Genomic DNA, 25,401 nt, shown 5'->3' on the forward strand with positions numbered 1-25,401 from the left:
CCCACTAAAGTGAGGTTCATGACCGACCAGACCGATCACCCTGCCGCTCCCTCGCCTCTCTGGGCCGCGCCCACCGTGACGGGCCCGGTCGACGCGACCGTCACCGTCCCCGGCTCGAAGTCGGTCACCAATCGCGCCCTCGTCCTGGCCGCCCTCTCCTCGGAGCCGGGCTGGCTGCGCCGCCCGCTCCGCTCGCGCGACACCCAGCTCATGGCCGAGGGCCTGCGCACGATGGGCGTGCAGATCGAGGAGACGGTCTCGTCGACGACCTCGGCGCCCCGCCCGGAGGACACGGCGCCCGGCGCGGCCGTCGCGGGCGAGGCGTGGCGCGTCATCCCCACCACGCTGCACGGCCCGGCGACGGTGGACGTGGGGAACGCGGGCACGGTCATGCGTTTCCTCCCGCCCGTCGCGGCCCTCGCCGACGGCCCCGTCCGCTTCGACGGCGACCCGAGGTCGTACGAGCGCCCGCTGCACGGCGTGATCGACGGACTGCGCACGCTCGGCGCCCGTATCGACGACGGCAAGCGGGGCGCCCTCCCGATGACCGTGCACGGCAGCGGTTCGCTCACGGGCGGCCCGGTCGAGATCGACGCGTCGTCCTCCAGCCAGTTCGTCAGCGCGCTGCTGCTGTCGGGTCCGAGGTTCAACCAGGGCGTCGAGGTCCGGCACACGGGCCGCGCGCTGCCGTCGATGCCGCACATCCGGATGACGATCGACATGCTGCGCGCCGCGGGGGCGCAGGTGGACGCGCCGGAGGACGGCGGCGAGCCGAACGTGTGGCGGGTCACCCCCGGCGCCCTCCTCGGCCGGGACCTCACGATCGAGCCGGACCTGTCGAACGCGCAGCCGTTCCTCGCCGCCGCGCTGATCACCGGCGGCCGAGTCACGATCCCGGACTGGCCGGAGCACACCACGCAGCCGGGCGACGCGCTGCGCGAGATCTTCTCCGCGATGGGCGGCTCGTGCGAGCTGGACGAGCGCGGCCTCACGTTCACCGGCGGCGGCCGGGTGCACGGGATCGACGTCGACCTCGGCGACGTCGGGGAGCTGACGCCCGGCATCGCCGCCGTCGCCGCGCTGGCGGACGGCGAGTCGGTGCTGCGCGGCGTCGCGCACCTGCGGCTGCACGAGACGGACCGGCTGGCGGCGCTCGCCAAGGAGATCAACGGCCTGGGGGGCGACGTCACCGAGACCGAGGACGGCCTGCGCATCCGCCCCCGCCCGCTGCACGGCGGCGTCTTCCACACGTACGACGACCACCGGCTCGCCACGGCCGGGGCCCTGCTCGGTCTCGCCGTCGAGGGCGTCCAGGTCGAGAACATCGCGACGACGGGCAAGACGCTGCCCGACTTCCCCGGGCTCTGGGAGGGCATGCTGGGGGCCGCACCCGTCGGAGAGAGGGCCTGAGAGGGCTCCCGCGATGCGCCGCTACGGCAAGCACACCGACGAGGACGACATCCGCGTCCGCCCCTCCCGCCGGGGCACGCGCCCCCGCACCCACACCCGCCCCAAGCACGAGGACGCGGCGGAGGGCCGCGTCCTCACCGTCGACCGGGGCCGGCTGACCGTCCTGGTCGAGGGCCGCACGATCACCGCGATGAAGGCCCGCGAACTGGGCCGCAAGGGCGTGGTGGTGGGCGACATCGTCGCCGTGGTCGGCGATCTGTCGGGCGCGAAGGACACCCTGGCACGCGTCGTGCGCGTCGAGGAGCGCGCCTCGGTGCTGCGCAGGACGGCCGACGACAACGATCCGTACGAGCGCATCATCGTCGCCAACGCCGACCAGCTCGCGATCGTGACCGCGCTCGCCGACCCCGAGCCCCGTCCCCGGCTCATCGACCGCTGCCTCGTCGCCGCGTTCGACGCCGGGCTCGAACCGCTGCTCGTGCTCACCAAGGCCGACCTCGCCCCGGCCCAGCCGCTGCTCGACACCTACGCACCACTGGGCCTGCGGTACGCGGTCACCGACCGGGACCGGCTGGCCGCCGACGGCCCGCCCGAGGAGCTGCGCGCGATGCTGCGCGGGCTGACCACGGTGTTCGTCGGGCACAGCGGCGTCGGCAAGACCACGCTGGTCAACTCCCTGGTGCCGGAACGGCAGCGCGCCACCGGGGACGTCAACGCGGTCACGGGGCGCGGCCGTCACACGACGACGGCGGCGCTCGCCCTGCCGCTGCCGGACGAGGACGACGGCGAGGCCGGGGACGGCTGGGTCATCGACACCCCGGGCGTCCGCTCGTTCGGACTCAACCACATTCAACTCTCGCGCGTCATCCAAGCGTTCCCCGATCTCGAACCGGGGACGGCGGAGTGCCCCCGGGCGTGCGGTCACAACGAGCCGGGGTGCGCGCTCGACGCGTGGGTGGCGGAGGGCCATGCCGATCCGGCCCGTCTCCACTCGCTGCGCCGGCTGCTGGAAACGCGGGAACGACGCGAAGGGGATTGATCGCCTCCGCTCGACATCCGCGGGCATACTGTATTTCCCCGGGCCAAGCACGCCCCGAGCCCGATCCATGCCCAGCCCAAGGCAGTGCCAAGAGGAGCAACGGGAGGAAGGCCGTATGGCGTGGTTGCTGGTCATCGTCGCGGGGTTGCTGGAGACCGGCTTCGCCGTCTGTCTGAAGCTCTCGCACGGCTTCACCAGGCTGTGGCCGACCGTGGCGTTCTGCGTCTTCGCGCTGGGCAGCTTCGGCCTGCTGACCCTGGCGCTGCGCCGCCTGGACGTCGGGCCCGCGTACGCGGTGTGGACGGGCATCGGAGCGGCCGGTACCGCGATCTACGGGATGGTCTTCCTCGGGGACGTGATCTCCACGCTCAAGCTGGTCTCGATCTCGCTCGTCATCGTGGGCGTCATCGGCCTCCAGCTCTCCGGCAGCGCCCACTGAGGGGGCGGCTCGCGGCGGCCCGGGAAACCCACGGGGCGCTCTCGGCGGCTCAGGGGGCGCTCTCCAGCAGCGCGCGGACGACCTCGTCGACGCGCCCGCAGGTCTCGTCGTCCGGATCCCCCGACTCCGCGACGACGTAGGAGAGCGCGATCCGTAACCCCGCCTCGTACGCCCGTTCCAGCACCGGCTGTCCGCCCGGCGCGGCCGGTGAACCGAGGCCGGAGACGGCCCTGTTGCGCAGGACGACGGCGAGCGCTCCCGGCTCGCCCGGCAATCCGCCCGCGGGCGCGTGCCGCGCGGGCGCCGGTAACGGCATACGGGCGCCCCAGCAGCCCGTCAGCGCCGCGTGGACGATCGGCTCCTCGCGGGCCGTGCGCAGCATCCACGCCGCCGCCGCGGCGCAGCAGGCGGCCGGGTCGGCGCCCTTGCGGCCCGCCTCGGCGACGGCGCGCGCCGCGCCGTCCAGGAAGTCCTCGACGAGACGGCTCACGAGCGCCGCGCCGAGTCCCTCCTTGCTGCCGAACTCGTTGTAGAGCGTCTGCCGGGACACCCCCGCCGCGGCGGCCACGTCGACCATCCGCACTCCGGTCCACGGCTGCGTCCCGACCGCCGCGTGAGCGGCCTCCAGCAAGGTCTCGCGTGCAGTAGGCATCGTCGCCTCCCCAGCCCGAAGCCCGACGGCCAGCGTGCGGCTCAGAATTGACGCGCCGCCAGGAGGTGTCAATACACCGCGCACACGCATGGCCGCTGGCCGGGGGTTTCCCCGCTCGATACTGTTCGGAACATGCTGGACTACCACGATGATCTGCGTCTCGCCCATGTGCTGGCCGACGCCGCCGACGCCGCGACCATGGAACGGTTCAAGGCGCTCGACCTGAAGGTCGAGACCAAACCGGACATGACGCCGGTGAGCGAGGCCGACAAGGCGGCCGAGGAGCTGATCCGGACCTCCCTCCAGCGCACCCGTCCCCGGGACGCGGTGCTGGGCGAGGAGTTCGGCACCGAGGGCCACGGACCGCGCCGCTGGGTCATCGACCCCATCGACGGCACCAAGAACTACGTCCGCGGCGTGCCCGTGTGGGCCACGCTGATCGCGCTCACGGAGACCGGCGAGGGCGGCGACCACCCGGTCGTCGGCGTCGTCTCGGCGCCCGCGCTCAACCGCCGCTGGTGGGCCGCGAAGGGCAGCGGCGCCTTCACGGGCCGCAGCCTCTCCAAGGCCAGCAGGATCGAGGTCTCGCAGGTCTCGGACGTACGGGACGCGTCGTTCGCGTACTCCTCGCTGCACGGCTGGGAGGAGCGCGGGATGCTGGACGGCTTCCTGAACCTCACCCGGGACTGCTGGCGCACCCGGGGATACGGCGACTTCTGGCCGTACATGATGGTCGCCGAGGGCGCGGTGGACATGTGCGCCGAGCCGGAGCTGTCGCTGTGGGACATGGCGGCGAGCGCGGTCATCGTCGAGGAGGCGGGCGGCACCTTCTCCGGGCTCGACGGCCGTCCGGGCCCGCACAGCGGGAACGCGGCCGCCTCCAACGGGCTGCTCCACGACCGGCTGCTGAGCTACCTCACCGCTTAGGGCGGTTTAGGGTTCGCGCCTCCGGGGCCCTTGTTGTGGCCCCGGTCACATGTGAGCATGAGAATCAGCTCGCTTGTGACCTTGTGAATCGCTTCTCGAAAGAGCGGCGGTTCCTCCAAGGAGGTGGCACGTCCATGCCGTCCATGCCCGGTCACGTCCACGAGGCGATGAGCACCGTGGTCCTCACCATCGGCCCCGCACACACCCTCCGCCAGGCCGCCCGGCTCATGTCGGCGCGCCGGGTCGGCGCCGCCGTCGTCCTCGACCCGGACACCAGCGGCCTGGGGATCCTCACGGAACGGGACATCCTCAACTCGCTGGGCGAGGGCCAGGACCCGGACCTGGAACGCGCGCACGACCACACCACCACGGACGTGGTCTTCGCGGCCCCGTCCTGGACGCTCGACGAGGCCGCGCAGGCCATGACGCACGGGGGCTTCCGGCACCTGATCGTCCTGGACGAGCGCGAGCCGGTCGGGGTGGTCTCGGTGCGCGACATCGTCCGGAGCTGGTCGGACGCGGACGCGGCCATGTCCGCGACCGCCGACACGGACACAGACGCGGACGCCGACGCCGATGCCGACGTGGCGCTGACGCGGACGTAGCGCTGACGCGGACGTGCCGGAGGGACCGGAGCCCAATGGCGTCCGGCCCCTCCGGGTGGGTTCGGCGAGCTGGCCGGTCGTTCAGCCGCGGAGGGCCTGGACCGCGGCCTCCAGCCGCTTGCCGAAGTCGTCGTCCGCCTTGCGGAAGTTCTCGATGGCGCGCTGGGCGATGTCGTCACGCGAGACACCCGCGATGTTGCCCGCGAGATTGTCGACGAGGCGCTGCTTCTCGCCCTCCGACATGAGGCGGTAGAGGTTGCCCGCCTGGACGAAGTCGTCGTCCTCCGCGTGGGACGGGGCCTCGTGGTCGCCCGTGACGCCGCTGACGGCGGTGGGCTCCCAGAGCGGGCGGCCGGTCTGGGCCGGGCCGCCGAAGCTGTTCGGCTCGTAGTTCTTCGCGCCGCCGTGCCGGCCGTCGTACATCACGCCGTCACGGCCGTACGAACGGGCCTGGGCCGCCTTCGGCTCGTTGACCGGAAGCAGGTCGGCGTTGATGCCCACCCGGTAGCGGTGCGCGTCCCCGTAGGCGAACAGGCGGCCCTGGAGCATCTTGTCCGGCGAGGGGCCTATGCCCGGCACGAAGTGGTGCGGGGAGAAGACCGACTGCTCGACCTCGGCGAAGATGTTCCTCGGGTTGCGGTTCAGCTCCAGCTTGCCGAACTCGATCGGCGGGTAGTCCTCGTGCGGCCAGACCTTGGTCAGGTCGAACGGGTTGAAGCGGTACGTCGCGGCGTCCTTCGCGGGCATGACCTGCACCTGCACGGTCCAGCTCGGGTACTCGCCGCGCTCGATGGCCTCGCGCAGGTCGCGCTGGTGGCTGTCGGGGTCTTTGCCCGCCAGCTCCTCGGCCTCGGCCGCCGTCAGGTTCTTGATGCCCTGGTCGGTCTTGAAGTGGTACTTCACCCAGAAGACCTCGCCCTGCTCATTGGTCCACTGGAAGGTGTGGGAGCCGAAGCCGTCCATGTGGCGGTAGCTGGCGGGGATGCCGCGGTCGCCGAAGAGCCAGGTCACCTGGTGCGTGGTCTCGGGCGACAGGCCCCAGAAGTCCCACACGTTGTCCGCCTCCTGGGAGCCGGTGTACGGGTCGCGCTTCTGGGTGTGGATGAAGTCGGGGAACTTGATGGCGTCCTTGATGAAGAAGACCGGGGTGTTGTTCCCCACCAGGTCGTAATTGCCCTCTTCGGTGTAGAACTTCAGGGCGAAGCCGCGGGGGTCGCGCACGGCGTCGGCCGCGCCGAGATTGCCCGCCACCGTCGAGAAGCGGAGGAAGACCTCGGTCTCCTTGCCGATCTCGGAGAGGAACTTCGCGCGGGTGTACGGGGTGACGTCGCCGGTCACCGTGAACGTCCCGTACGCCCCCGCGCCGCGGGCGTGCACGATGCGCTCCGGGATCCGCTCGCGGTTGAAGTGCGCGAGCTTCTCCAGCAGGAGCTGGTCCTGGATGAGCCCGGGACCGCCGACACCCGCGGTCTCGCTGTTCTGGTTGTCCGCGACCGGCGCACCGGCTTCCGTCGTCATGGGTCCGGTGGTCTCGTCCTGCACGGTCACGTGCGCCTCCTGTGCCTCAGTCCTGTCTTTGTCCAACGCCGATGTCGATCCTACATTGGACAAAGTCCAAGTCAAGATGAAGCCGAAACTCGTACGGGTTCTTCCCATGGACATGGCGCTGCTAGTCTGGACGCATGAGTGACCTGCTGGAACGGCTCCGTGATCGCGGCTGGCGGCTCACCGCGCAGCGGCGGGTCGTCGCCGAGGTGCTCGACGGCGACCACGTGCACTACACGGCGGACGAAGTCCACGCCCGCGCGGCCGACCGTCTGCCCGAGATCGCCCGCGCGACCGTCTACAACACCTTGAGCGAGCTGGTCGCCATCGGCGAGATCCTCGAGGTGAGCACCGACGGCCGGGCGAAGCGGTACGACCCGAACGCGCGCCACAGCCATCAGCACCTCGTGTGCTCGAAGTGCGGCACCATCCGGGACGTCCACCCGCAGGGCGACCCCATAGCGGCCCTCCCCGAGGCCGAGCGGTACGGCTTCTCGGTCGTGGACGCCACCGTCACCTACCGGGGCACCTGCCCGAGCTGCGCTTCCTCTTAGGCGGCCCCCTTGGGCGCCTCCTTGGCGCCCTCCCCCTGAGCACGGCTTCCTCTTCACGGCGGCCCGCACCCCGCGCCGGGGTGCGGGCCGCCGTGCGTTGCGGCACGACCCTTGCCGCTATCTGACGACCCGTCATATCGTCGCTGGACGGATTCACTTCCCCCACTCCACGACGGGGAGTCACCATGCCGAAAATCCGCGCCAGCGGCCTCACCCGTACCTTCGGGCGGGGCTCCTCCCGGCTCACCGCCCTCGGCCCTGTCGAACTCGACGTCGAGAAGGGCGAATTCGTCTGCGTCGTCGGCCCCTCCGGCTGCGGCAAGTCGACCCTTCTGCGCATCGCCGCGGGCCTCCTGCGCCCCTCCGAGGGCGAACTGGAGCTGCGTACCGACGCCCGCCATCCCGCCGCCATGATCTTCCAGGACTACGGGATCTACGACTGGAAGACCGTCCTCGCCAACGTCCGCTTCGGCCTCGACATCCAGCGCGTCCCCCGCAAGGAGGCCGACGACCGGGCCCGCTCCTGGCTGTCCCGCCTGGGCCTGGCCGAGTTCGCCGGCGCCTATCCCGCCGCGCTCTCCGGCGGCATGCGGCAGCGCGTGGCCATCGCCCGCGCACTCGCGGTCGAGCCCGAGATCCTGCTCATGGACGAGCCGTTCGCGGCGCTCGACGCACAGCTCCGCACCCTCCTCCAGGACGAGCTGCTCGCGCTCACCCAGTCGGCCAGCACCACCACCCTGTTCATCACCCACAGCCTGGAGGAGGCCCTGGTGCTCGGGGACCGCGTACTGGTCATGTCCGCCAGGCCCGGCCGGATCATCGCCGAACGCCGCCCTCCCTTCGGCCGCCCGCGCACCGGTGACGTCCGCTCCGACCCCCGCTTCACCACGCTCAAGGACGAGCTGTGGGAACTGCTGCGCGACGAGGTACGGCAGGAGGTCCGGGAGGTGACCGTGCCATGAGCACCCTGGAACGCCCCCGCTCCGGCGACGGCCGCGTCATACGGCGCCCCGGCCCCCAGGAGGCCGACCCGGCCGCGGCGCACCGGCGCCGCCGCGCGCTGGAGCTGGCGCTCGCCGTCGCCGTCCCCGTCGTGCTCGTCCTGCTGTGGCAGCTCGCCGCGACCCAGCAGTGGATCGACGAACGCGTCTACCCCGCACCCACCTCGATCCTCTCCGACGGCTGGGACCGTGCCGTCGAGGGGGAGCTGTGGCCGGACGTGTGGGCGACCCTCAAGCGCGTCCTGGCGGGCTACGCCATCGGCACCGTCTCCGGCTACCTGCTCGGCCTCCTGATGGGCGCCCTGCCGCTCGTACGGGCCGCCCTGGAGCCGACCATGGACGCGCTGTACGTGGTGCCGAAGCTGGCGCTGCTGCCGATCTTCCTGAATATGTTCGGTCTCGGCGAGGGCCCGCAGATCGCGCTCGTCGCCGCCACGGTCTTCTTCTTCGTATGGATCTCGACCATGGCCGCCGTCCTGGCCGTTCCCGAGGGGCACCGCGACGCGGGCCGCGTCTTCGGCGCGGGCGCCTGGCAGATGTTCCGGCACGTGCTGCTGCCCGCCTCGCTCCCGGCCGTCCTGGTCGGCGCCCGTATCGCCGCCGGGGTGGCGGTGCTGGTGATCGTCGCCTCCGAGTCCATCGCCGCCTCCGACGGTCTCGGCCACCTCATCTTCGACTCCCGCGCGCTCTTCCAGAACGACGTGATGTTCGTGGGCATCGTCTGCGTCGCCGTCCTCGGCGTCGTCTTCTCCGAACTCGTACGGATCGCCGGGCGGTTCCTCACCCCCTGGGCCCCGCGCGACCGGGGACGCGGCCAGTCCTGAACGACGGTCCTGAACGGAGGTCCCATGCGCCCCCTCGGTACGGCACTCACCCTGACCGCCCTCGCCGCACTGGCGCTCACCGGCTGCTCCGCGCAGCGCGGCGGCGCCCTGAACACCGAGCCCCGCGACATCGAACCCGTGGCAGGCTGCGGCAAGAAAGCCTGGAGCGACCCGGCGAAGCTCGGCCGGGACCGCGCCCCCGCCCGCTGCGACAAGGGCGCGCCCGCGCCGGAGAAGCTCAAGAAGAAGCGCAAGCTGACTATCGCGACGGGAACGCTCAGTGCCGAATACGTCGCTCCGCTCCAGATCGCCCTGGAGAAGGGCGAGTTCGCGAAGGAAGGGCTGGACGTCGACCTGAAGGTCCTGCCGACGCCCGAGGCCCTGCCGCTGCTCGCCAAGGGAGAGGTCGACGCCCTCTGGGCCGCCCCCGAGGCCGCGGTCATCAACGGCATCAACAGCGGTTTCGACATCCGCTGGGTCGCGGGCAACTTCTCCCCCGCCCCGTCCTCCAAGAGCGGCCTGTGGGTCAAGCTCCACAAGGGGGAGAGCGCGAAGTCCGCGAAGCTGGAGGACCGCAAGGTCGGCACGATGATCGGCAAGGGCTCCGTGATCTCGTACCCCCTGGACAAGGTCATCGCCCAGCACGGCACCACCATGGACGCGATGTCCTTCCAGCAACTGGGCTCCGCCGACGTGCTCACCGCGCTGACGAGCGGCGGCGTGGACGCGGCCTGGCTGCTGGATCCGGTCTGGCGCAAGGTCGACGGGAACGGGCGCTACGCCTTCCTGGGCGGCCAGCCCGTCGGCGAGCCCCTGGGCGGCGCGCTGTTCGGCCCCAACCTGCTGAGCGACGACGTGGACGCCGGGGTCGCGCTGCTGAGGGCGTACATCCGCACGATCAACACGTATTTCGCCGGCGACTACAAGAAGGACCCCGCCTTCGTGCGCGACCTGGCGAAGGCCCTCAAGCAGGACCCGAAGGTCATCACGTCCGTTCCGTCGCTCCGTATGGACTGGGAAATACGGAAGGGGACGACCGACCGGCTGCAGAAGGCGTACAGCGACGCGGGCGTCACCGAGGGCGACCGGCTGCCGGAGGAGCGGCTGGTGGACCGCAAGCTGTACGCGGAGGTGGTCGGCCACAAGCCCTGATGCCCCCGTGGGACAAAAAGAAGGCCCGGATCCGAAGATCCGGGCCTTCTCACAGTAGCGGGGACAGGATTTGAACCTGCGACCTCTGGGTTATGAGCCCAGCGAGCTACCGAGCTGCTCCACCCCGCGTCGTTGTGATGTCTTAACTCTAACCCCACCTCGACGACCAGCGCAAATCACGTGCCCCACGGCCTCCCCGGGCCCCGCACGGCACGGGCCCGGTCCGGGAGCCGGAGCCCCCGGGCCGGGCCCTACGCCGTCAGCTCGGCCCGCAGCGCGTCCCGCAGCTTGGCCGCGCGCTCGGCGACCTCGGCCGGGCCGAGCTCGACCGCGCGGGCGCACCAGAACTGCCCCTCGGCCAGCTCGCCCCGGCGCGCGTTGATCAGCGCGAGCCGCAGCGCGGCCCGGCCGTGCCCGGCCTCCGCCGCGCGCATCCACCACAGCGCCGCCTCCGGCTCGCTGCCCTCGCGGGCCAGCAGCAGCCCGAGGTTGAACGCGCCGTTCGGGCTGCCCGCCTCGGCCGCCGCGCGGTACCAGCGGGCCGCGTCGACGACCTCGCCGCGCGCCGCGGCGCACATGCCGAGCCGGACCTGCGCGCGCCGGTGACCGCGCCCCGCCGCCCGCTCGTACCACTCCTCGTACTCGGGCCGCGACGCACCGTCGGCACCGGCACCGAGGCCGTCCGTACGGTGGCTGCCCGTGGTGTCGGCATCGGCCGCGCCGACGGAGCCGGGGCCTCCGGTGGCTCTCCGCCGGGAGCGCCGCTCCAGGAGCGCGGCGAGCCGGAAGGCGCCCTCGACGCTGCCGCCGCCCGCGGCGCACCGCAGATGGCGCTCGGCCGCGTGCAGCTCGCCCTCGCGCAGCAGCGCGATGCCGACCTGGAGCGCGGCCTCGGCGTGCCCGGAGGCCGCAGCGCGCTCGTACCACCCGCGCGCCGTGCGCTCGTCGCCCCGGCCCGCGTGCAGGATGCCGAGGTTGAAGGCGGCGTCGACGCTGCCCGCCTCGGCGGCCTTGGAGAACCACGGCTCCGCGCCGTCCCCGTCCCCGCGCTGGAGGAGCAGGACGGCCAGGGCGTTGGCGGCCTCGCGATGGCCCGCGTAGGCCGCTCTGCGGTACCACTGCTCGGCCTGCGCCGTACGCCCCTGGGCCGCGCAGAGCAGCCCGAGGTTGAACGCGCCGTTGTCGCAGCCCGCGTCGAGCGCCACGCGGTACCAGCGCTCGGCGGCCTGGCGCTCGCCGCGGTCGGCGTGCAGGGCCCCCAGTGCGTTGGCCGCGTTCCCGTCGCCGTCCTCGGCTGCGCGGCGCCACCAGACGGCGGCGCTCTCCTCGTCGCCCGCGTCGCGCAGCAGGAAGCCCAGCGCGCAGGCGGCGCGCGCCTCACCGTCCTTGGCGGACGTCAGGTACCAGCGCCCGGCCTCCTTCAGCTCGCCTCGGCGCTCCAGGATGGCCCCGAGCCGGAGCGCGGCCCTGCGGTGGCCGCGCGCGGCCGCCTGGCGGAACCACTGCTCCGCCTCGCGCTCCGCGCCCTTGGCCGAAGCGCGCCCCCCGGCGCCCCCCTCGGCCTCGCCCGTCTCCTCCTCGGCGCGCGCGGCCACGAGCTGGGCGACGCGGTACGCCGCCTCCCTGTGCCCGCACTCGGCCGCCGCGCGGAACCATTCCTCCGCGCCGCTCTCCCCCCGGTGCTCCAGCAGATCCGCGAGGGCGTACGCCCCGAGCGCGTGGCCGGACTCGGCGGACTGACGCAGCCAGTAGTGCGCCGCCGGCTCGTCGCCGCGCTCCCTGTGGTGCCGGCCGAGCGCGTGCGCGGCGGCCGCGGAGCCCGCCACGGCGGCGGTGCGCCACCAGGCCGCGGCCTCCTCCGGGTATCCCCGCTGGTGCAGGAGCACGCCCAGGTTGTTGGCCGCGGCGCGGTCGCCGGACGCGGTGGCGGCGCGCAGCAGCGGCTCCGCGCCGTCCAGGTCGCCCCGGCGCAGCAGTTGGGCACCGAGGACACTGGACGTCGCTGCGGTGTCGGTCTTCTCAGCGTGGTCAGTGTTCTTCTCGGTGTCTTCCTTCACGGTCAGGCCCTGCCCGCTCCTTCCGGGACCGGGAAGCCTTGCCTTGTCCCCCATAAGCTCCATCGTCGCACCACCTGCAACCCGCGTACACCTGGTATACCGCAGCCAGTGAGGTCACTTCAGCGGTTTGTCGACTTCCCGACAGAGAGATACCTCAAACGCGAATCCTCGTGGTCCCCCCGCACAAGCGAAGGGCCCGGAGTCTGTTGACTCCGGGCCCTTCGTCTTTTCGTAGCGGGGACAGGATTTGAACCTGCGACCTCTGGGTTATGAGCCCAGCGAGCTACCGAGCTGCTCCACCCCGCGCCGTTGTGTTCACAACCCTACACCACCCGCAGGGGTGAGTCGGACCGGGGCGGGCGGTCCCGCCAGGATGATCTTCCCGGCGGGACCGCCCAGGGGGACTAGTTCTTCGGGTCCCCTCCCTTGTCGCCTCCGCCCTTGCCGTCGCCCGGGCCCTTCTTCTCGGCCGAGGCGGCGTCCTTCAGGGCGTCCTCCAGCAGCTTCTGCTGCTTGCCGTACTCCTCCCAGTCGCCCCTCTCCAGGGCCTTCTGGCCGGCGTCGTAGGCATCCTGGGCGTCCTTCAGGGACTCCTGGACCTCACCCGAGGGTGGCGGATCCTGGTCCCCGCCGCCGGGCCCGGTGTCGTCGTCGCCCTCGTCGGTTCTGCCCTCGGTGTCGAAGACCTTGTCGAGCGCCTTCTCCAGGGTGTCCTCGAAGGCGATCTGTTCCCCGTAGGTGACCAGGACCTTCCGCATACGTGGGTAGTTGGTGTCCGCGCCCCGGACGTACACGGGCTCGGCGTAGAGCAGTCCGCCCTCCAGCGGCACGGTCAGCAGATTGCCGTACTCCACCTCGGAGTCACCGCGTTTGAGAAGGTTGATCTTCTCCGCGATCGCCGGATCGGAGTTGAACTTGCTCTGCACCTGGGACGGCCCGGAGACCGTGGTGTTCGGTGGCAGTCTCAGGATTCTGATCTTGCCGTACTCGTTGCTTCTGGCGTCCGCGTCGATGGCCATGAAGGCGCCCAGCGTCTCGCGTTTGTTGGGGTTGAACGTCGTCGTCAGCGAGAACTGCTGCTTCTGCTGGTCCGGCATCTTCATGCTCAGGTAGTACGGCGGGACCGCGTTGCCCTTGTGCGTCGGGTCGTCCGGGATCTGCCAGCGCTCCGAGCCGCTGTAGAACTGGGACGGCGACGTCACGTGGTAGGTCTGGAGCAGGTCGCGCTGCACCTTGAACAGGTCCTGCGGGTACCGCAGGTGGTCCATCAGGTCGTCGCTGATCGCGCTCTTCGGCTTCACCGTGTCCGGGAAGGCCTTCATCCACGTCTTCAGCACCGGGTCCTTGCTGTCCCACTGGTACATGTCGACGTCGCCGGAGTAGGCGTCCACGGTCGCCTTGACCGAGTTGCGGATGTAGTTCACCCGGTTCTGCTGGGCGACGACGGAACGCTGGCCGTCGGTCAGCGAGTCCTGGGTCGTGTCGCCCAGGGTCGTCCGCGACGAGTACGGATAGCCGTTCGTGGTCGTGTAGGCGTCGACGATCCACTTGATGCGGCCGTCCACCACCGCCGGGTACGGGTCGCCGTCGATCGTCAGCCAGGGGGCGACCGCCTCGACGCGCTCCTTGGGCGTGCGGTTGTAGAGGATCCGCGAGCCCTCACCGATCGCCCCGGAGTAGAGGATCTGCGGCTCGTTGAAGTTCACGGCGTAGGCGGCACGGTTGACCGGGTTGGAGAGGTTGACCCCGCTCTTGCCCTTGTACGTGTACGTCTTCTCGCCCTTGTCGTCCGCGTAGTCCAGCTCCTTCTGGGGACCACCGACGATGGAGTACTGGGTCGTCTTCTCGCCGTAGTAGACCCGGCCCTCGTACTCCCCCTTGTCGCCCTTGGGCGGCAGGTCCTTCTCCGTGAAGGCGGGGGCGCCGTCCTTGTCGACGGTCGTGCCCTTGGCGGCGACCATCCCGTAGCCGTGGGTGTACTTGAAGTGCTCGTTGATCCAGTTCTTCTCCGGGATGCCGTTCGTGTTGATCTCCCGGAGGCCCACGACGGTGTCCTGGTCCTTGCCGTTCTTCTTGTAACGGTCCACGTCGAGCGTCGCGGGGAACTGGTAGTACCCACGGACCTGCTGCTTCTGCTGGAACGTCGGCGAGACGACGTTCGGGTCCAGCAGGCGCATGCTCGCGGTCGTGTCGGCGGCGTCGCGCAGCTTGTCGTTGCTCGCCTTGCTGGTGCCCGTGTAGTCACGCACCTGCGAGTCGTCGATGTCGTACGCCTGGCGCGTCGCGTCGATGTTCTTCTTGATGTACGGCGCTTCCTTGGCCTGCTCGTTCGGCTGGACCTGGAACTTCTGGACGATCGCCGGGTAGAGCCCGCCGATGAGGATCGCCGAGAGCACCATCAGGCCGAAGCCGATGACCGGGAGCTGCCAGGTGCGGCGCCAGATGGTCGCGAAGAACAGCAGGGCGCAGATGATCGCGATGATGAAGAGGATCGTCTTCGCGGGCAGATACGCGTTCGCGTCGACGTACTTCAGGCCCGTCCAGTTGTCCGTCGACTTGAAGTCGCCGGACTTGACCGCCAGCCCGTACCGGTCCAGCCAGTACGCGATGGCCTTCAGCGCGACGAAGACGCCCAGCAGCACCGACAGATGGCCGGTCGCCTGCCCGGTCGCGCGGGCGCCCGGAGTCGTGATCCGCAGCCCGCCGTACAGGTAGTGCACCAGGGCCGCGGCGATCAGCGACAGCACCGCTGCGGCGAAGCCGAAGCTCAGCAGGAAGCGGTAGAAGGGCAGGTCGAACGCGTAGAACGACACGTCCATGTGGAACTGCGGGTCCTTGGTGCCGAACGAGACTCCGTTCACCCACATCAGCCAGGTGCGCCACTGGCCTGCCGCGGAGGCTCCGGAGATCAGCCCGACGAGCGCGGTGATACCGAGCAGCACCCACTTCTTGTACGGGGCGAGACCCATGCGATACCGGTCGAGGCTCTGCTGCTCCAGCGACATCGCGCTGAGCGGCGGACGCAGCCGGTGTGCCAGCCAGATGTTGAACCCGACGGCCACGGCCATCAGCAGTCCGAACACGGCGAACAGGCCGATCTTGGTCCACAGGGTCTTGGTGAAGACCGAGCTGTAATCGACAGAGCGATACCACAGCCAGTCGGTCCAGAACCCGGCGAACATGACAAAGAGCATCGCCAGAACGGCCAGCACGCCCGCTGTCATCAGCAGCGTCCGCGCACGCCGGGAAGGCCGGCCCACTCTTATACGTGGTCCGGAGGGGCCTCCTGAGCCCCGGTCCGGCATCTGGAAAGCCAAGGTGCGCACCTCGAAGATTCGCAGTGGATGGAACTTTGACAAGCAGGTCGAGCTGGTTTGGCAGGGCCCCGCATCGTAAGGCCCACTTAGGCAACTTACTCAAGCTTTACTCAGTTCCCGTTTCCGGGGTCGGAGGCGGCACGATATGCGCATGAACAACCTCCCCAATGACGGCACACCTCTCGCCTCCAACCCCCTGACCCGCGCGGTGCTCGAAATCGACGAGTACGCCTCCGGCCTGGGCTGGGACCAGCCCGCACGCCTCTTCGCCCTGGTCGACACGGCCAAGCTGCGCGCCCAGGAGCCCGCGCTCGCGGGCCAGCTCGGCCTGGACGAGGCGGACGAGAAGGACGGGAGCGACGCCCAGGCGGCCTCCCTCACCCCCGTGGAGCAGGACGAGCTGCCGTCCGGCGTGCCCCTGGACGAGTTCCTGGGCACCATCGGATGGCCCGACGCCGTCGCGGGCTGCGCGATGACCGTGGAGCGCCTGATGCTGCCACCGTCCGCCGAGGCGGCCGTCCCGGAGGACCTGGACGAGGAGGGGCTCACCAAATGGGTCGCCCAGCACCCCGAGCGCCAGGAGGTCCGCATGACCGTTGCGGTGCTGCGCGACGGGGCGCGCGAATCGGCCGTACGGCTGCGTGAGAAGGACGCGACGACGGAGGTACTGACCGGTTCCGATCTGGTGCCGGGCCTCGCCGAGGCACTGTCGGCGACGTTCGAGGGCTAACCGGGACTACGGCCAGGGGCCGGGCGTACGGCGGAGGGGGCCGGCGTCCGGCGGATCCGACGGAGGGGCGGGCCTTCCAGGAGGGGCCGGCGTCCGGCGTCAGTTCCCCTTGCAGGTGGGCAGGGAGTCCGCGTGGCCGGTCCTGATCTTCTTCAGCGCGTCCATGGCGTCGTCCATGGTGCCGGTCTTCACCAGGGTCAGGCCGTCGGGCTTGTCCTTGGCCGCGGTCGGGCAGTTGCCCTTGGGCGTCAGGAAGTACTCCGCGCCCTGGGCACGCGCCGCGACGGTCTTCATCTGGATGCCGCCGATCTCGCCGACCTTGCCCGCGTCGTCGATCGTGCCGGTGCCCGCGACGAACTTGCCGCCCGTGAGGTCGTCCTTGGTGAGCTTGTCCACGATGCCGAGCGCGAACATCAGCCCGGCGCTGGGCCCGCCGACGTCGGCCAGCTTGATGTCCACCTGGAACGGGAAGGTGTGGCCGGCCGTGGGCTGGATGCCGACGATGGCCCGGCCGTCCTCCTGCGCCTTCTTGGTCGTCACCGTGACCTCGCGGCGGTCGCCGGGGAACTTCTTCCCGGCCTCCTTCGCCTTCGTCGCCTTGGCGGCGGGGATAACCGTGAAGGTGACCTTCTCGCCCGGCTTGTGCTCGGTGACCAGTTCGCCGACCCGCAGCGGGTCCTTCGTGACCTTCTGGCCGTCCACCGCGGTGATCACGTCGCCCGCGTGGAGCTTGCCCTGCGCCGGGCTGCCCTTCTCGACGGAGCCGACGATCGTGTACGAGCGGAAGGGGACGTCCAGCTCGCGGAGGGCCGCTACCTTGGCGCTCTCCTGGGAGGCGCTGAACTCCTCCGCGTTCTCCTGGTCGACCTCCTTGGCCGACTTGTCGTCCGGATAGAGCGTCTCGTGGGGGACGACCAGACTGTCGTGCCGCATCCAGCCCCAGGCCGCCTCGATGAGGTTCATCCGGTAGTCCGCGCCGGTCACGCGGACGGTCGTCATGTTGAGGTGGCCCGAGGTCTTGTACTGCCGGGGTCCTTTGCCGATGTCCAGTACCGGCTCTCCGTCATGCGTGCCCAGCGTGTTCACGGTCGGGCCCGGGGACATCTCCGCGTACGGCACCTTGATGAGCACACCGGCGCAGAGCAGCGCTATGAGCATCAGGGTGGAGGCAAGCATGGTCGCGGTGCGGCGTGGCATGGCACGACAGTACGGGACCGGTCCGTCAGTCGGCCGCCCGGGCCGGTCCGTCCGGGGCGGAGTGCGCACCTACCCGCTCACGGACGGCCGTACCGGTTCCGTGCGTGACCGTACCGGTCTCCTGTGCGCCCGTATCGGCGCTGGAGCGCTCCATGGCCGCACGGAACCGCTCGTAGCCCGCGACCCCGGCGGCGTCGGGGGTGGTGGTGCGGCGGCGGTTGGCCCAGCTTCCCCAGACACTCGCCACGACAGCGGCGGCGACCGGAATCAGCAGCCAGGTGAGAGCCGCCATCGAGACCTCCCGACCCCTCGTGTGTGCCCCCGGCCGGAGAGTCCGAAATCCGGCCGATGAGCAGATTAACCGTCGGAGACACAACGGTCCGACCCGGGGCCGGGTTACGCAACCGGAATCCACCGGACCACACTGGCCAGTTGAGACACAGCCGTAAGGGTGGTCGGGCCCTACGGGCGGCCGCTCGACGACGCTAGACGCCCACCCATTCCTCGGTGCCGTCCCCGAAGGTCTGGTGCTTCCAGATGGGGACCTCGTGCTTGAGGTCGTCGATCAGCCTGCGGCAGGCCTCGAACGCCTCCGCGCGGTGCGGGCAGGAGACGGCCACCACGACGGCCAGGTCGCCCACCTCCAGGTCGCCGACCCGGTGGACGGCGGCGAGGGCACGTACCGGATGGTCGGCGGCGATCTTCTCCGCGACGCGGCGCAGCTCGGCCTCGGCGGAGGGATGCGAGGAGTAGCCCAGACGGGCGACGTCGGCGCCTCCGTCGTGATCGCGGACCGTCCCGACGAAGAGCGCGGTGCCGCCCGCCGCGTGGTCGCCGACGGCCGCGAAGACCTCGTCGACCGACAGCGGCGTCTCACGGATCCCCAGCAGCCTGATGGGATCGTCCACGCCCTTCTCCCCGGGGTGGTCGGGCCGCCCTGCTGCGTCGTACGTCTGTGCCATGCCGGTCATGCTGCCGTACAGGGCGCGAATCCGGAACCTCTCACAGCCCGCGCCGCTTGCGTGCCCTGCGGACGAGGGCGGCCGTGCCCAGCAGCGCCACGGTCGCACCGGCGGCGCCGGCGGCCGTGGCCGCCTCGGTACGGCCCAGACGGCGCCCCGCGACCGTACGGCGCCCGGCGACCTCTTCCAGGAGGGCGGCGAGGACCTCCTCGTTGGTCCAGCGGGGGCGCCAGCCCGCGTCGTGCAGCCTGCTGCCGCTGACGACCCAGGGATGCATCGTGTACGCCAGGTCGCCCGCCGGGGAAGGCGTCAGCCCCAGCCGGTGCAGCCGGGAGGCGGCGCCCAGGGCGACGCTGGAGGGCAGCTCCATGCGGCGGATGCCCGTCAGCTCCTCGACCTCCTCCTGCTCCAGCCATCCGTCGCACCCCACGGCCAGCTCGCCCTCGGCCTTCTCCAGCGCCGCGTATTCCAGGGCGCTCACCAGGTCCTCGACGTGGCAGAACTGCCAGCAGGGGCGCGAGTCCGCGACGACCAGCAGCCGCGGGGACTCGAAGTGGCGGGTCAGCGCGGTGTCCGTACCGGCGCCGACGAGGACGGCGGGGCGTACGACCGTGACGTTCAGCCCGGGGTGGGCACGGGGCGCGCGGCGCGCGAGCCGTTCGATCTCCAGCAGGTCGCCGACGCCCGTCGCGTCGGCCGTCGCGCGCAGCTCGGCGTCCTCGGACAGGGGCACGTCGTTGTCCTGGAGCGCCCCGTAGACCATCGCGGAGGTGCACAGCACCACGCGCCGCACCCCGGCCGCCGCGGCGGCGGTGAGCACGGTCTGGGTGCCCCGTACGTTGTACGCGGTACGGGCGGCCGGGTCGCTGCCCAGGTCGAGGTCGAGGGCGAGATGGACGACGACGTCCACGGGGTCGCCCTCGCCGCGCAGCCGGTCGGCGAGGGCGGGGTCCCGCACGTCCAGCGTGTGCCACTGGGCCTCGCTGACGTCTCCCCTGCGCTCGTCCAGCGCGATGACCTGCTTGATCTCGTCCGAGGCCGCGAGCCGCTCCGTGAGCAGCGCGCCGACCCCCGAGGCAGCGCCAGTGACGGCGACGGTTGGGGTTCGCGCTGCGCGAACGTGGGTCTCGGAGGAACTCACCGGGCGTCTCCAGTGGTTGTTTCTGGTACGAGGTGCGCAGGCTCCATCCTGCCTGACAGGTGTCTAGGCTGGAGGCAGAGCCCACCAGATCGCATCCAGGACAGCCAGATCGTTCAGGATCTCCACCCGACCGTCCACGAGACAGAGCCGAGGAAACCCGTGAGTGACACCCCATTCGGATTCGGCGTACCTCCCGAGGAGCCCGAGGACGGGGACGAGGGCAAGAAGAACCAGGGCGGCGGCCGGCCCAACCCCTTCGGGTTCGGCGGAGCCCCCGGCTCCGGCTCCGGTTCCGGCGCCGGTGACAACCCGCTGGCGGCGATGTTCGGTTCGCTCGGCGGCGGCCAGGGCGGCTTCGACCCGAGCGACCTGGGAGCCGCATTCCAGAAGCTCGGCCAGATGCTCTCGTACGAGGGCGGGCCGGTGAACTGGGACATGGCCAAGGACATCGCCCGCCAGACGGTCGCGGCAGGCGCGCAGGACGGCTCGAAGGACGCGTCGGTCGGCCCCCAGGAGCGGGCCGCCGTCGAGGAGGCGGTGCGCCTGGCGGACCTGTGGCTGGACGGCGTGACCTCGCTGCCCTCCGGCTCCGCCGCGGCGGTGGCCTGGAGCCGCGCGGAGTGGATCGAGGAGACGCTGCCGGTCTGGAAGGACCTGGTCGACCCCGTGGCCGAGCGGGTCGGCGCGGCCATGGGCGGCGTGCTGCCCGAGGAGATGCAGGCCATGGCGGGCCCGCTGCTCGGGATGATGCGCTCCATGGGCGGTGCCATGTTCGGCACCCAGATCGGGCAGGCCCTCGGCGTCCTCGCGGGCGAGGTCGTCGGCTCGACGGACATCGGGCTGCCCCTGGGCCCGTCCGGCAAGGCCGCCCTGCTGCCGAACAATGTGGAGCAGTTCGGCAAGGGCCTGGGCGTCCCCCAGGAGGAGGTCCGGCTCTACCTGGCGCTGCGGGAGGCCGCCCACCAGCGGCTCTTCGCCCACGTGCCGTGGCTGCGCTCGCACCTCTTCGGCGCGGTCGAGGGTTACGCACGCGGGATCAAGGTCGACACCTCCAAGCTGGAGGATGTCGTCGGCCAGCTCGACCCGCAGCACCCCGAGGAGCTTCAGGAGGCGCTCCAGCAGGGCATGTTCCAGCCCGAGGACACCCCGGAGCAGAAGGCGGCGCTGGCCCGTCTGGAGACGGCTCTCGCCCTGGTCGAGGGCTGGGTCGACGCGGTCGTGCACGCCGCCGCCGAGCCGCACCTGCCGTCCGCCTCGGCCCTGCGCGAGACGCTCCGGCGCCGCCGCGCGACGGGCGGTCCTGCGGAGCAGACGTTCGCGACGCTGATCGGCCTGGAGCTGCGTCCGCGCAGGCTCCGGGACGCGGCCCGGCTGTGGGCGTCCCTGGCGGACGCGCGCGGCGCGGAGGGGCGCGACGGCCTGTGGGCCCACCCGGACATGCTGCCGACCGCCGCCGACCTGGACGACCCGGACGGGTTCGTGCACGGCGAGCAGCAGCTCGACTTCTCCGAGCTGGACAAGATGCTCGGCGACGCGGCCGCGGGCGGCACGGACACCGGTTCCGGACAGGGCCCGAAGTTCGAGAAGGACACGGACGAGGGCGGCAAGGGCAGCACGGACAGCACAGACGGCGAGGGCAGCCAGGACGGCGAGGGCGACGAGAAGAGGTGAGCCCGGCCGGAACGAGCCTTCATGAGGACGCGACGCTGGTCCTGAAGGAGTGGCAGGCGCCCGACGCCGCCCAGGACCGGCTCCGCCTGGACTATCTCGACCATCTCGCCGCGCATCCGGACGGCATGTGGAAGGCGTGCGCCGACGGGCATGTCACCGCGAGTGCCCTGGTCGTCGATCCGTCACGCGGAACGGCGCTGCTGACGCTGCACCGCAAGCTCGGCATGTGGCTCCAGATGGGCGGCCACTGCGAGCCGGGGGACGCGTCCCTGGCGGACGCGGCGCTGCGCGAGGCCTCCGAGGAGTCGGGCATCACGGGCCTCCGACTCCTGCCCGGCGGCCCTGTCCGGCTGGACCGCCACCACACGCCCTGCGCCTGGCACCTGGACGTGCAGTACGCGGCGCTCGCGCCCGAGGGCGCGACGGAGACGATCAGCGACGAGTCGCTGGACCTGCGCTGGGTCGGTCACGAGGCCGTGGGCGAGGTCGCCGACGAGTCGGTCGTCCGGCTCACTCGCCGGACCTGGGAGCTGCTGGCCGCGCGCCGCTGACCGGGCGCTCCCCGACGGAACGCTCCCCGTCCGGGCACTCCTCGCCGGGGCACTCCTCGCCGGGACAGTCACCGGCGTCCGGGCAGTCCGCCGTACCGGAGCCGTCGTGCGCGGCGGTGGCATCGTCCGCGCCGGAGCCGTTCCCGGCGTCGGGACCGCCGCCCCTGACGGGCAGGTGCGGCAGCCGTTCGGCCGCGACGACGCCTTCCAGGAAGCCCCGTGCCTTCTCGGTGCGCGGATAGACGTCCAGGAGCCGCCAGAAGCGGGGGCCGTGACCCGGGACGAGCAGGTGGGCCAGCTCGTGCAGGAGCACGTAGTCCACGACGTACTCGGGCATGCCCTGCAGCCGGTGGGACAGACGGATGCTGCCCTCGGCGGGCGTGCAGGATCCCCAGCGGGTGTTCTGGTTGGTGACCCAGCGGACGGACGCAGGGCGGGCGCGGCCGTCGAGATACTGCTCGGACAGGTGCGCGGCCCGTTCCGCCAGCTCGCGGTCGCCCAGCATGCGCCTGCTCTCCTGGGCCGCGAGCTTGTTCAGCATCACGTTCACCCAGCGGGCCTCTTCGTCCGCCGACATCCGCGCCGGGATCAGCACGATGGTGCGGTCGCCCTCGCGATAGGCGGACACCGTCCGCCGTCGGCGCGCGCTGCGGCGCACCTCGACCGCGCTCTGGCTGGTGCTGTTCAGCGGGTCGGCAGGCACGCCCCGACGTTACCCGTTGCCGCCGGGTGAAGTCCCGCCCACGGCTGGTTCGCCGGGAAACACCACCGGCGGGCACGGTTTGTATGACTAATTCCCCAGCCTGTGGATAACTCACGGCGGGGTGCGTACGGGCTCCCGCAAGCTGTCTGCAGTGATCCCGGCCGATGCCCGGGACGAGCGACACAGGGGTAGGGGGGGAGAGGAATGCATCCGATGATCAAGCCCGCGCTGCGGCGCGGCTGGCGCGACCGGCAGACGGTGCAGTACGGGGTGACGCCCGCGCACGCGGTGGTGCTCGGCCCGGTGAGCGACACCACGGCCGCCTTCATGGAGCTGATGGACGGCACCCGGAGCCTGGACCAGCTCCGCGGAGAGGCCGGCAGGCTCGGGCTGGGGCCGGAGATCCCGGAGAGACTCACGGAGCGGCTCGCCGAGGCGGGCGTGCTCGACGACGCCACCGCTGACCGTGCGGCGGCAGCGAGCGTCGGCGACCGACTGCGGCCCGACCTGGCCTCGCTCACCGCCGTGCACCGGGAGCCGGGCGGCGGACTGCGCAGGCTCGCGGCGCGGCGCTCGGCCCGGGTGCGCGTGCGGGGCGCCGGCCGGGTGGGCGCGATGATCGCCGCCACGCTCTCGGCTGCGGGGGTGGGCCAGGTCGATGTGACCGACGGGGGCGAGGTCGCCCCGTGGGACACCGCGCCGGGCGGCATCCCGGCGGAGTGCGCGGGCAAGCGGCGGGAGTCCGCGGCGCGGGGCGTGGTGCACCGTGCCCGTGCCTGGCGGGGCAGAGCGGAGGGAGAGGTGGCGCTGACGGTCGTCGCGCCGCGCGACGGGCTGGACGCCTATGCCCCGGATCTGGAGACGTCCGAGCACTTCGTCCGCGCGGGCACCCCGCATCTGTACGGAGGAGTGGTCGAGGGGACGGGCGTAGTGGGGCCTCTGGTGCTGCCGGGGACGACGCCGTGCGCGGGGTGCGCGTTGCGGAGCCGGGCAGAGCGCGAGCCGAGCTGGCCGCTGCTGGTGGGCCAGTGGCGCACCTCGGGCAGACGGCGATCGGGCATCCCGGCCTGCGACCTCGCGCTGGCGACGGTGGTGGCGGGCGCCACCGCGTCGTACGCGTTGAGCTTCCTCGACGGGGACGGCGGCTGCGCCGCGGGGTACCGGCTGCGGTTCTCGCTGCCCCATCTGCTGCCGGGGACCGAGCAGTTCACACCGCACGCGGAGTGTCCGTGCGGTGCCGCTTCGGTGAGTGAGGCACCCGCGCCCTCGGGGAATCATCGAGCACAGGCCACAATGACCGGGTAGCGGCCGTCTTCGGTGCTGTCGTCGGTTGAGCTGTCTGGGAGTTGGAGGGACGCATGACTGATCTTCCCCGCAAGGCGGTTACGCGCACGGCCAAGCTGGCCGCACTGCCGCTCGGCTTCGCGGGCCGTTCCGCATGGGGGCTGGGGAAGCGCCTGGGCGGCTATTCGGCCGACCTGGTGGGCCATGAGCTCCAACAGCGCACGGCGGAGCAGCTCTTCAAGGTGCTCGGCGAGCTGAAGGGGGGCGCGATGAAGTTCGGGCAGGCGCTCTCGGTCTTCGAGTCCGCGCTGCCCGACGAGATGGCCGGTCCCTACCGGGCCACGCTCACCAAGCTCCAGGAGGCGGCCCCACCCCTCCCTGCCCGTACGGTGCACGCGGTGCTGGAGGAGCGGCTGGGCCCGGACTGGCGCGAGCTGTTCGAGGAGTTCGACGACCGGCCCGCGGCGGCCGCCTCCATCGGCCAGGTCCACCGGGCGGTCTGGCACGACGGGCGGGACGTCGCGGTGAAGGTGCAGTATCCCGGCGCGGGCGAGGCCCTGATCTCCGACCTGGCCCAACTCAGCAGGTTCGCCCGCCTGCTGGGCCCCCTGATCCCCGGCATGGACATCAAACCGCTCATCACCGAGCTGCACGACCGCGTCACCGAGGAGCTGGACTACGCCTTGGAGGCCCAGGCCCAGCGGACCTACGCGGAGGGGTACGCGGACAGTCCCGACGTCCTCGTCCCCGGCGTCGTGCACCAGGCCGACGAGGTGCTGGTCACGGAGTGGATGGACGGCACCCCGCTGGCCGAGGTCATAGCGGAGGGAGCCCAGGAGGAGCGCGACAGGGCGGGACAGTTGCTGACCCGTTTCCTCTTCTCCGGCACAGCGCGCACGGGCCTGCTCCACGCGGACCCGCACCCGGGCAATTTCCGCCTCGTCACCGACGGGCACGAGGACCCGGAGCGCTGGCGCCTGGGCGTCATGGACTTCGGCACCGTGGACCGGCTGCCCGACGGCCTGCCGCCGATCATCGGCACAGCCCTGAGGATGACGCTCGACGGCGAGGCGGAGGCCGTCTATGAGCTGCTGCGCGAGGAGGGCTTCGTCAAGGAGACCATCGATCTGGACCCCGAGATGGTCCGGGACTATCTCCTCCCGATCATCGAGCCCGCCGACGCCGAGGAGTTCACCTTCAGCCGGGACTGGATGCGCAAGCAGGCGGCCCGGATAGCCGACCCCCGCTCCCCCGCGCACCAGTTGGGCAGGCAGCTCAATCTGCCGCCCGCGTATCTGCTCATCCACCGGGTGACGTTGAGCACATTCGGGGTGCTCTGCCAGCTCGGGGCCACGGTGCGGATGCGGGAGGAGCTGGAGAGCTGGCTCCCGGGCTTCGGCCTGACCGACCCGGAGCTGATGCCAGAGGAGGCCGAGACTCCTCAGGAAAGCTCAGCCTGATTCCCCGGGCCTCGCCCTGGCCCGGCGGGGCCCCGACGCGATCCCGGCCCCGCCCCTGGTCCGGCCACGTCCGGCTCGGTCCCGGCCCTGGTCCGGCGCGGCCCCGACCTCGCCCCTGGTCCGGCGCGACCCGCGCGGCCCCGGTCCCGGCCGTAGACCGGCGCGGTCCGGAACGGTCCG

General features: G+C 71.6%; 22 protein-coding genes, 2 tRNA genes and 1 pseudogene. 14 read left to right on the forward strand and 11 right to left on the reverse strand.

Going from position 1 to position 25,401, the window contains the following annotated elements:
* Positions 1 to 18: 18 nt before the first annotated feature.
* The 3 genes from aroA to ABD343_RS12085 all read left to right on the forward strand — a co-directional run bounded on the left by aroA (position 19) and on the right by ABD343_RS12085 (position 2,888).
* Positions 19 to 1,410 carry a 3-phosphoshikimate 1-carboxyvinyltransferase gene (gene aroA, locus ABD343_RS12075; protein WP_344527075.1) on the forward strand — a complete coding sequence of 464 codons (1,392 nt, stop codon included), beginning with the start codon at positions 19 to 21 and terminating at the stop codon, positions 1,408 to 1,410.
* Positions 1,411 to 1,423: 13 nt separating this feature from the next.
* Positions 1,424 to 2,449 (forward strand): ribosome small subunit-dependent GTPase A, encoded by a 1,026-nt coding sequence (gene rsgA, locus ABD343_RS12080; protein WP_344527076.1) that lies wholly within the window; start codon positions 1,424 to 1,426, stop codon positions 2,447 to 2,449.
* A 115-nt stretch (positions 2,450 to 2,564) separates the two neighbouring features.
* Positions 2,565 to 2,888, forward strand: coding sequence for a DMT family transporter (locus ABD343_RS12085; RefSeq protein ID WP_344527078.1), 324 nt, complete (start codon positions 2,565 to 2,567; stop codon positions 2,886 to 2,888).
* Positions 2,889 to 2,937: 49 nt separating this feature from the next.
* Here ABD343_RS12085 and ABD343_RS12090 read toward each other — a convergent pair whose 3' ends face one another.
* On the reverse strand, positions 2,938 to 3,540 hold the full coding sequence (locus tag ABD343_RS12090) for a TetR/AcrR family transcriptional regulator (protein WP_344527080.1): 603 nt from the start codon (positions 3,538 to 3,540) through the stop codon (positions 2,938 to 2,940).
* Between the two features lie 132 nt (positions 3,541 to 3,672).
* Here ABD343_RS12090 and hisN point away from each other — a divergent pair, with 132 nt between their 5' ends.
* Positions 3,673 to 4,467, forward strand: a complete 795-nt coding sequence (gene hisN / locus ABD343_RS12095; RefSeq protein WP_344527082.1) for a histidinol-phosphatase — start codon at positions 3,673 to 3,675, stop codon at positions 4,465 to 4,467.
* Between the two features lie 143 nt (positions 4,468 to 4,610).
* The gene (locus tag ABD343_RS12100; protein ID WP_344528527.1) at positions 4,611 to 5,072 is read left to right on the forward strand and encodes a CBS domain-containing protein; all 462 of its coding nucleotides are present in this window, start codon (positions 4,611 to 4,613) and stop codon (positions 5,070 to 5,072) included.
* A gap of 81 nt (positions 5,073 to 5,153) precedes the next feature.
* Here the strand turns inward: ABD343_RS12100 and ABD343_RS12105 are convergent, their stop codons facing one another.
* A complete protein-coding gene (locus tag ABD343_RS12105) occupies positions 5,154 to 6,620 on the reverse strand; it encodes a catalase (RefSeq protein WP_344527084.1) in 1,467 nt (488 codons plus the stop codon).
* 134 nt (positions 6,621 to 6,754) lie between these two features.
* Here ABD343_RS12105 and ABD343_RS12110 point away from each other — a divergent pair, with 134 nt between their 5' ends.
* From ABD343_RS12110 to ABD343_RS12125, 4 genes are all read left to right on the forward strand, one after another.
* Complete coding sequence (locus ABD343_RS12110) at positions 6,755 to 7,171, forward strand: Fur family transcriptional regulator (RefSeq protein ID WP_344527086.1); 417 nt, start codon at positions 6,755 to 6,757, stop codon at positions 7,169 to 7,171.
* Between the two features lie 185 nt (positions 7,172 to 7,356).
* Positions 7,357 to 8,133 (forward strand): ABC transporter ATP-binding protein, encoded by a 777-nt coding sequence (locus ABD343_RS12115; RefSeq protein ID WP_344527088.1) that lies wholly within the window; start codon positions 7,357 to 7,359, stop codon positions 8,131 to 8,133.
* Entirely contained in the window at positions 8,130 to 8,996 is an 867-nt protein-coding gene (locus ABD343_RS12120) for an ABC transporter permease (protein WP_344527090.1), read from the forward strand. The genes ABD343_RS12115 and ABD343_RS12120 overlap by 4 nt, the downstream gene beginning before the upstream one ends.
* A 24-nt stretch (positions 8,997 to 9,020) precedes the next feature.
* On the forward strand, positions 9,021 to 10,148 hold the full coding sequence (locus tag ABD343_RS12125) for an ABC transporter substrate-binding protein (RefSeq protein ID WP_344527092.1): 1,128 nt from the start codon (positions 9,021 to 9,023) through the stop codon (positions 10,146 to 10,148).
* A 55-nt stretch (positions 10,149 to 10,203) separates the two neighbouring features.
* Here ABD343_RS12125 and ABD343_RS12130 read toward each other — a convergent pair.
* The 4 genes from ABD343_RS12130 to ABD343_RS12145 all read right to left on the reverse strand — a co-directional run bounded on the left by ABD343_RS12130 (position 10,204) and on the right by ABD343_RS12145 (position 15,510).
* Positions 10,204 to 10,277 (reverse strand) — tRNA-Met (locus ABD343_RS12130).
* A 122-nt stretch (positions 10,278 to 10,399) separates the two neighbouring features.
* A complete protein-coding gene (locus ABD343_RS12135; RefSeq protein ID WP_425578160.1) occupies positions 10,400 to 12,268 on the reverse strand; it encodes a tetratricopeptide repeat protein in 1,869 nt (622 codons plus the stop codon).
* A gap of 169 nt (positions 12,269 to 12,437) precedes the next feature.
* A tRNA-Met gene (locus ABD343_RS12140) sits at positions 12,438 to 12,511 on the reverse strand.
* Between the two features lie 98 nt (positions 12,512 to 12,609).
* Positions 12,610 to 15,510, reverse strand: coding sequence for a UPF0182 family membrane protein (locus tag ABD343_RS12145; protein ID WP_344528529.1), 2,901 nt, complete (start codon positions 15,508 to 15,510; stop codon positions 12,610 to 12,612).
* Between the two features lie 163 nt (positions 15,511 to 15,673).
* Between ABD343_RS12145 and ABD343_RS12150 the strand changes: the two genes are divergently transcribed.
* Positions 15,674 to 16,252 (forward strand): PPA1309 family protein, encoded by a 579-nt coding sequence (locus ABD343_RS12150; RefSeq protein WP_344527096.1) that lies wholly within the window; start codon positions 15,674 to 15,676, stop codon positions 16,250 to 16,252.
* 99 nt (positions 16,253 to 16,351) lie between these two features.
* Here ABD343_RS12150 and ABD343_RS12155 read toward each other — a convergent pair whose 3' ends face one another.
* The 4 genes from ABD343_RS12155 to ABD343_RS12170 all read right to left on the reverse strand — a co-directional run bounded on the left by ABD343_RS12155 (position 16,352) and on the right by ABD343_RS12170 (position 19,552).
* A complete protein-coding gene (locus ABD343_RS12155; RefSeq protein ID WP_344527098.1) occupies positions 16,352 to 17,449 on the reverse strand; it encodes a YlbL family protein in 1,098 nt (365 codons plus the stop codon).
* Positions 17,450 to 17,474: 25 nt separating this feature from the next.
* Positions 17,475 to 17,741, reverse strand: a complete 267-nt coding sequence (locus ABD343_RS12160; protein WP_344527100.1) for a hypothetical protein — start codon at positions 17,739 to 17,741, stop codon at positions 17,475 to 17,477.
* 193 nt (positions 17,742 to 17,934) lie between these two features.
* The gene (locus ABD343_RS12165; protein ID WP_344527102.1) at positions 17,935 to 18,411 is read right to left on the reverse strand and encodes a molybdenum cofactor biosynthesis protein MoaE; all 477 of its coding nucleotides are present in this window, start codon (positions 18,409 to 18,411) and stop codon (positions 17,935 to 17,937) included.
* Between the two features lie 40 nt (positions 18,412 to 18,451).
* A complete protein-coding gene (locus ABD343_RS12170; protein WP_344527104.1) occupies positions 18,452 to 19,552 on the reverse strand; it encodes an SDR family oxidoreductase in 1,101 nt (366 codons plus the stop codon).
* Positions 19,553 to 19,711: 159 nt separating this feature from the next.
* Here ABD343_RS12170 and ABD343_RS12175 point away from each other — a divergent pair, with 159 nt between their 5' ends.
* On the forward strand, positions 19,712 to 21,223 hold the full coding sequence (locus ABD343_RS12175) for a zinc-dependent metalloprotease (RefSeq protein ID WP_344527106.1): 1,512 nt from the start codon (positions 19,712 to 19,714) through the stop codon (positions 21,221 to 21,223).
* Positions 21,220 to 21,774, forward strand: a complete 555-nt coding sequence (locus ABD343_RS12180; protein WP_344527108.1) for an NUDIX hydrolase — start codon at positions 21,220 to 21,222, stop codon at positions 21,772 to 21,774. Before ABD343_RS12175 ends, ABD343_RS12180 begins: the two co-directional genes overlap by 4 nt.
* Before the next feature lie 169 nt (positions 21,775 to 21,943).
* On the opposite strand, the pseudogene ABD343_RS12185 reads toward ABD343_RS12180, so the two are convergent.
* Positions 21,944 to 22,477 (reverse strand): annotated as a pseudogene (locus tag ABD343_RS12185) (M48 metallopeptidase family protein); the annotation flags it as partial.
* Between the two features lie 204 nt (positions 22,478 to 22,681).
* Here ABD343_RS12185 and ABD343_RS12190 point away from each other — a divergent pair.
* Both ABD343_RS12190 and ABD343_RS12195 read left to right on the forward strand, forming a co-directional pair.
* On the forward strand, positions 22,682 to 23,782 hold the full coding sequence (locus ABD343_RS12190; RefSeq protein WP_344527110.1) for a ThiF family adenylyltransferase: 1,101 nt from the start codon (positions 22,682 to 22,684) through the stop codon (positions 23,780 to 23,782).
* A 53-nt stretch (positions 23,783 to 23,835) separates the two neighbouring features.
* On the forward strand, positions 23,836 to 25,221 hold the full coding sequence (locus ABD343_RS12195) for an ABC1 kinase family protein (RefSeq protein ID WP_344527112.1): 1,386 nt from the start codon (positions 23,836 to 23,838) through the stop codon (positions 25,219 to 25,221).
* The last annotated feature ends 180 nt before the right edge of the window (positions 25,222 to 25,401 follow it).

This window comes from Streptomyces albiaxialis (assembly GCF_039530985.1).
GTDB lineage: Bacteria > Actinomycetota > Actinomycetes > Streptomycetales > Streptomycetaceae > Streptomyces > Streptomyces albiaxialis.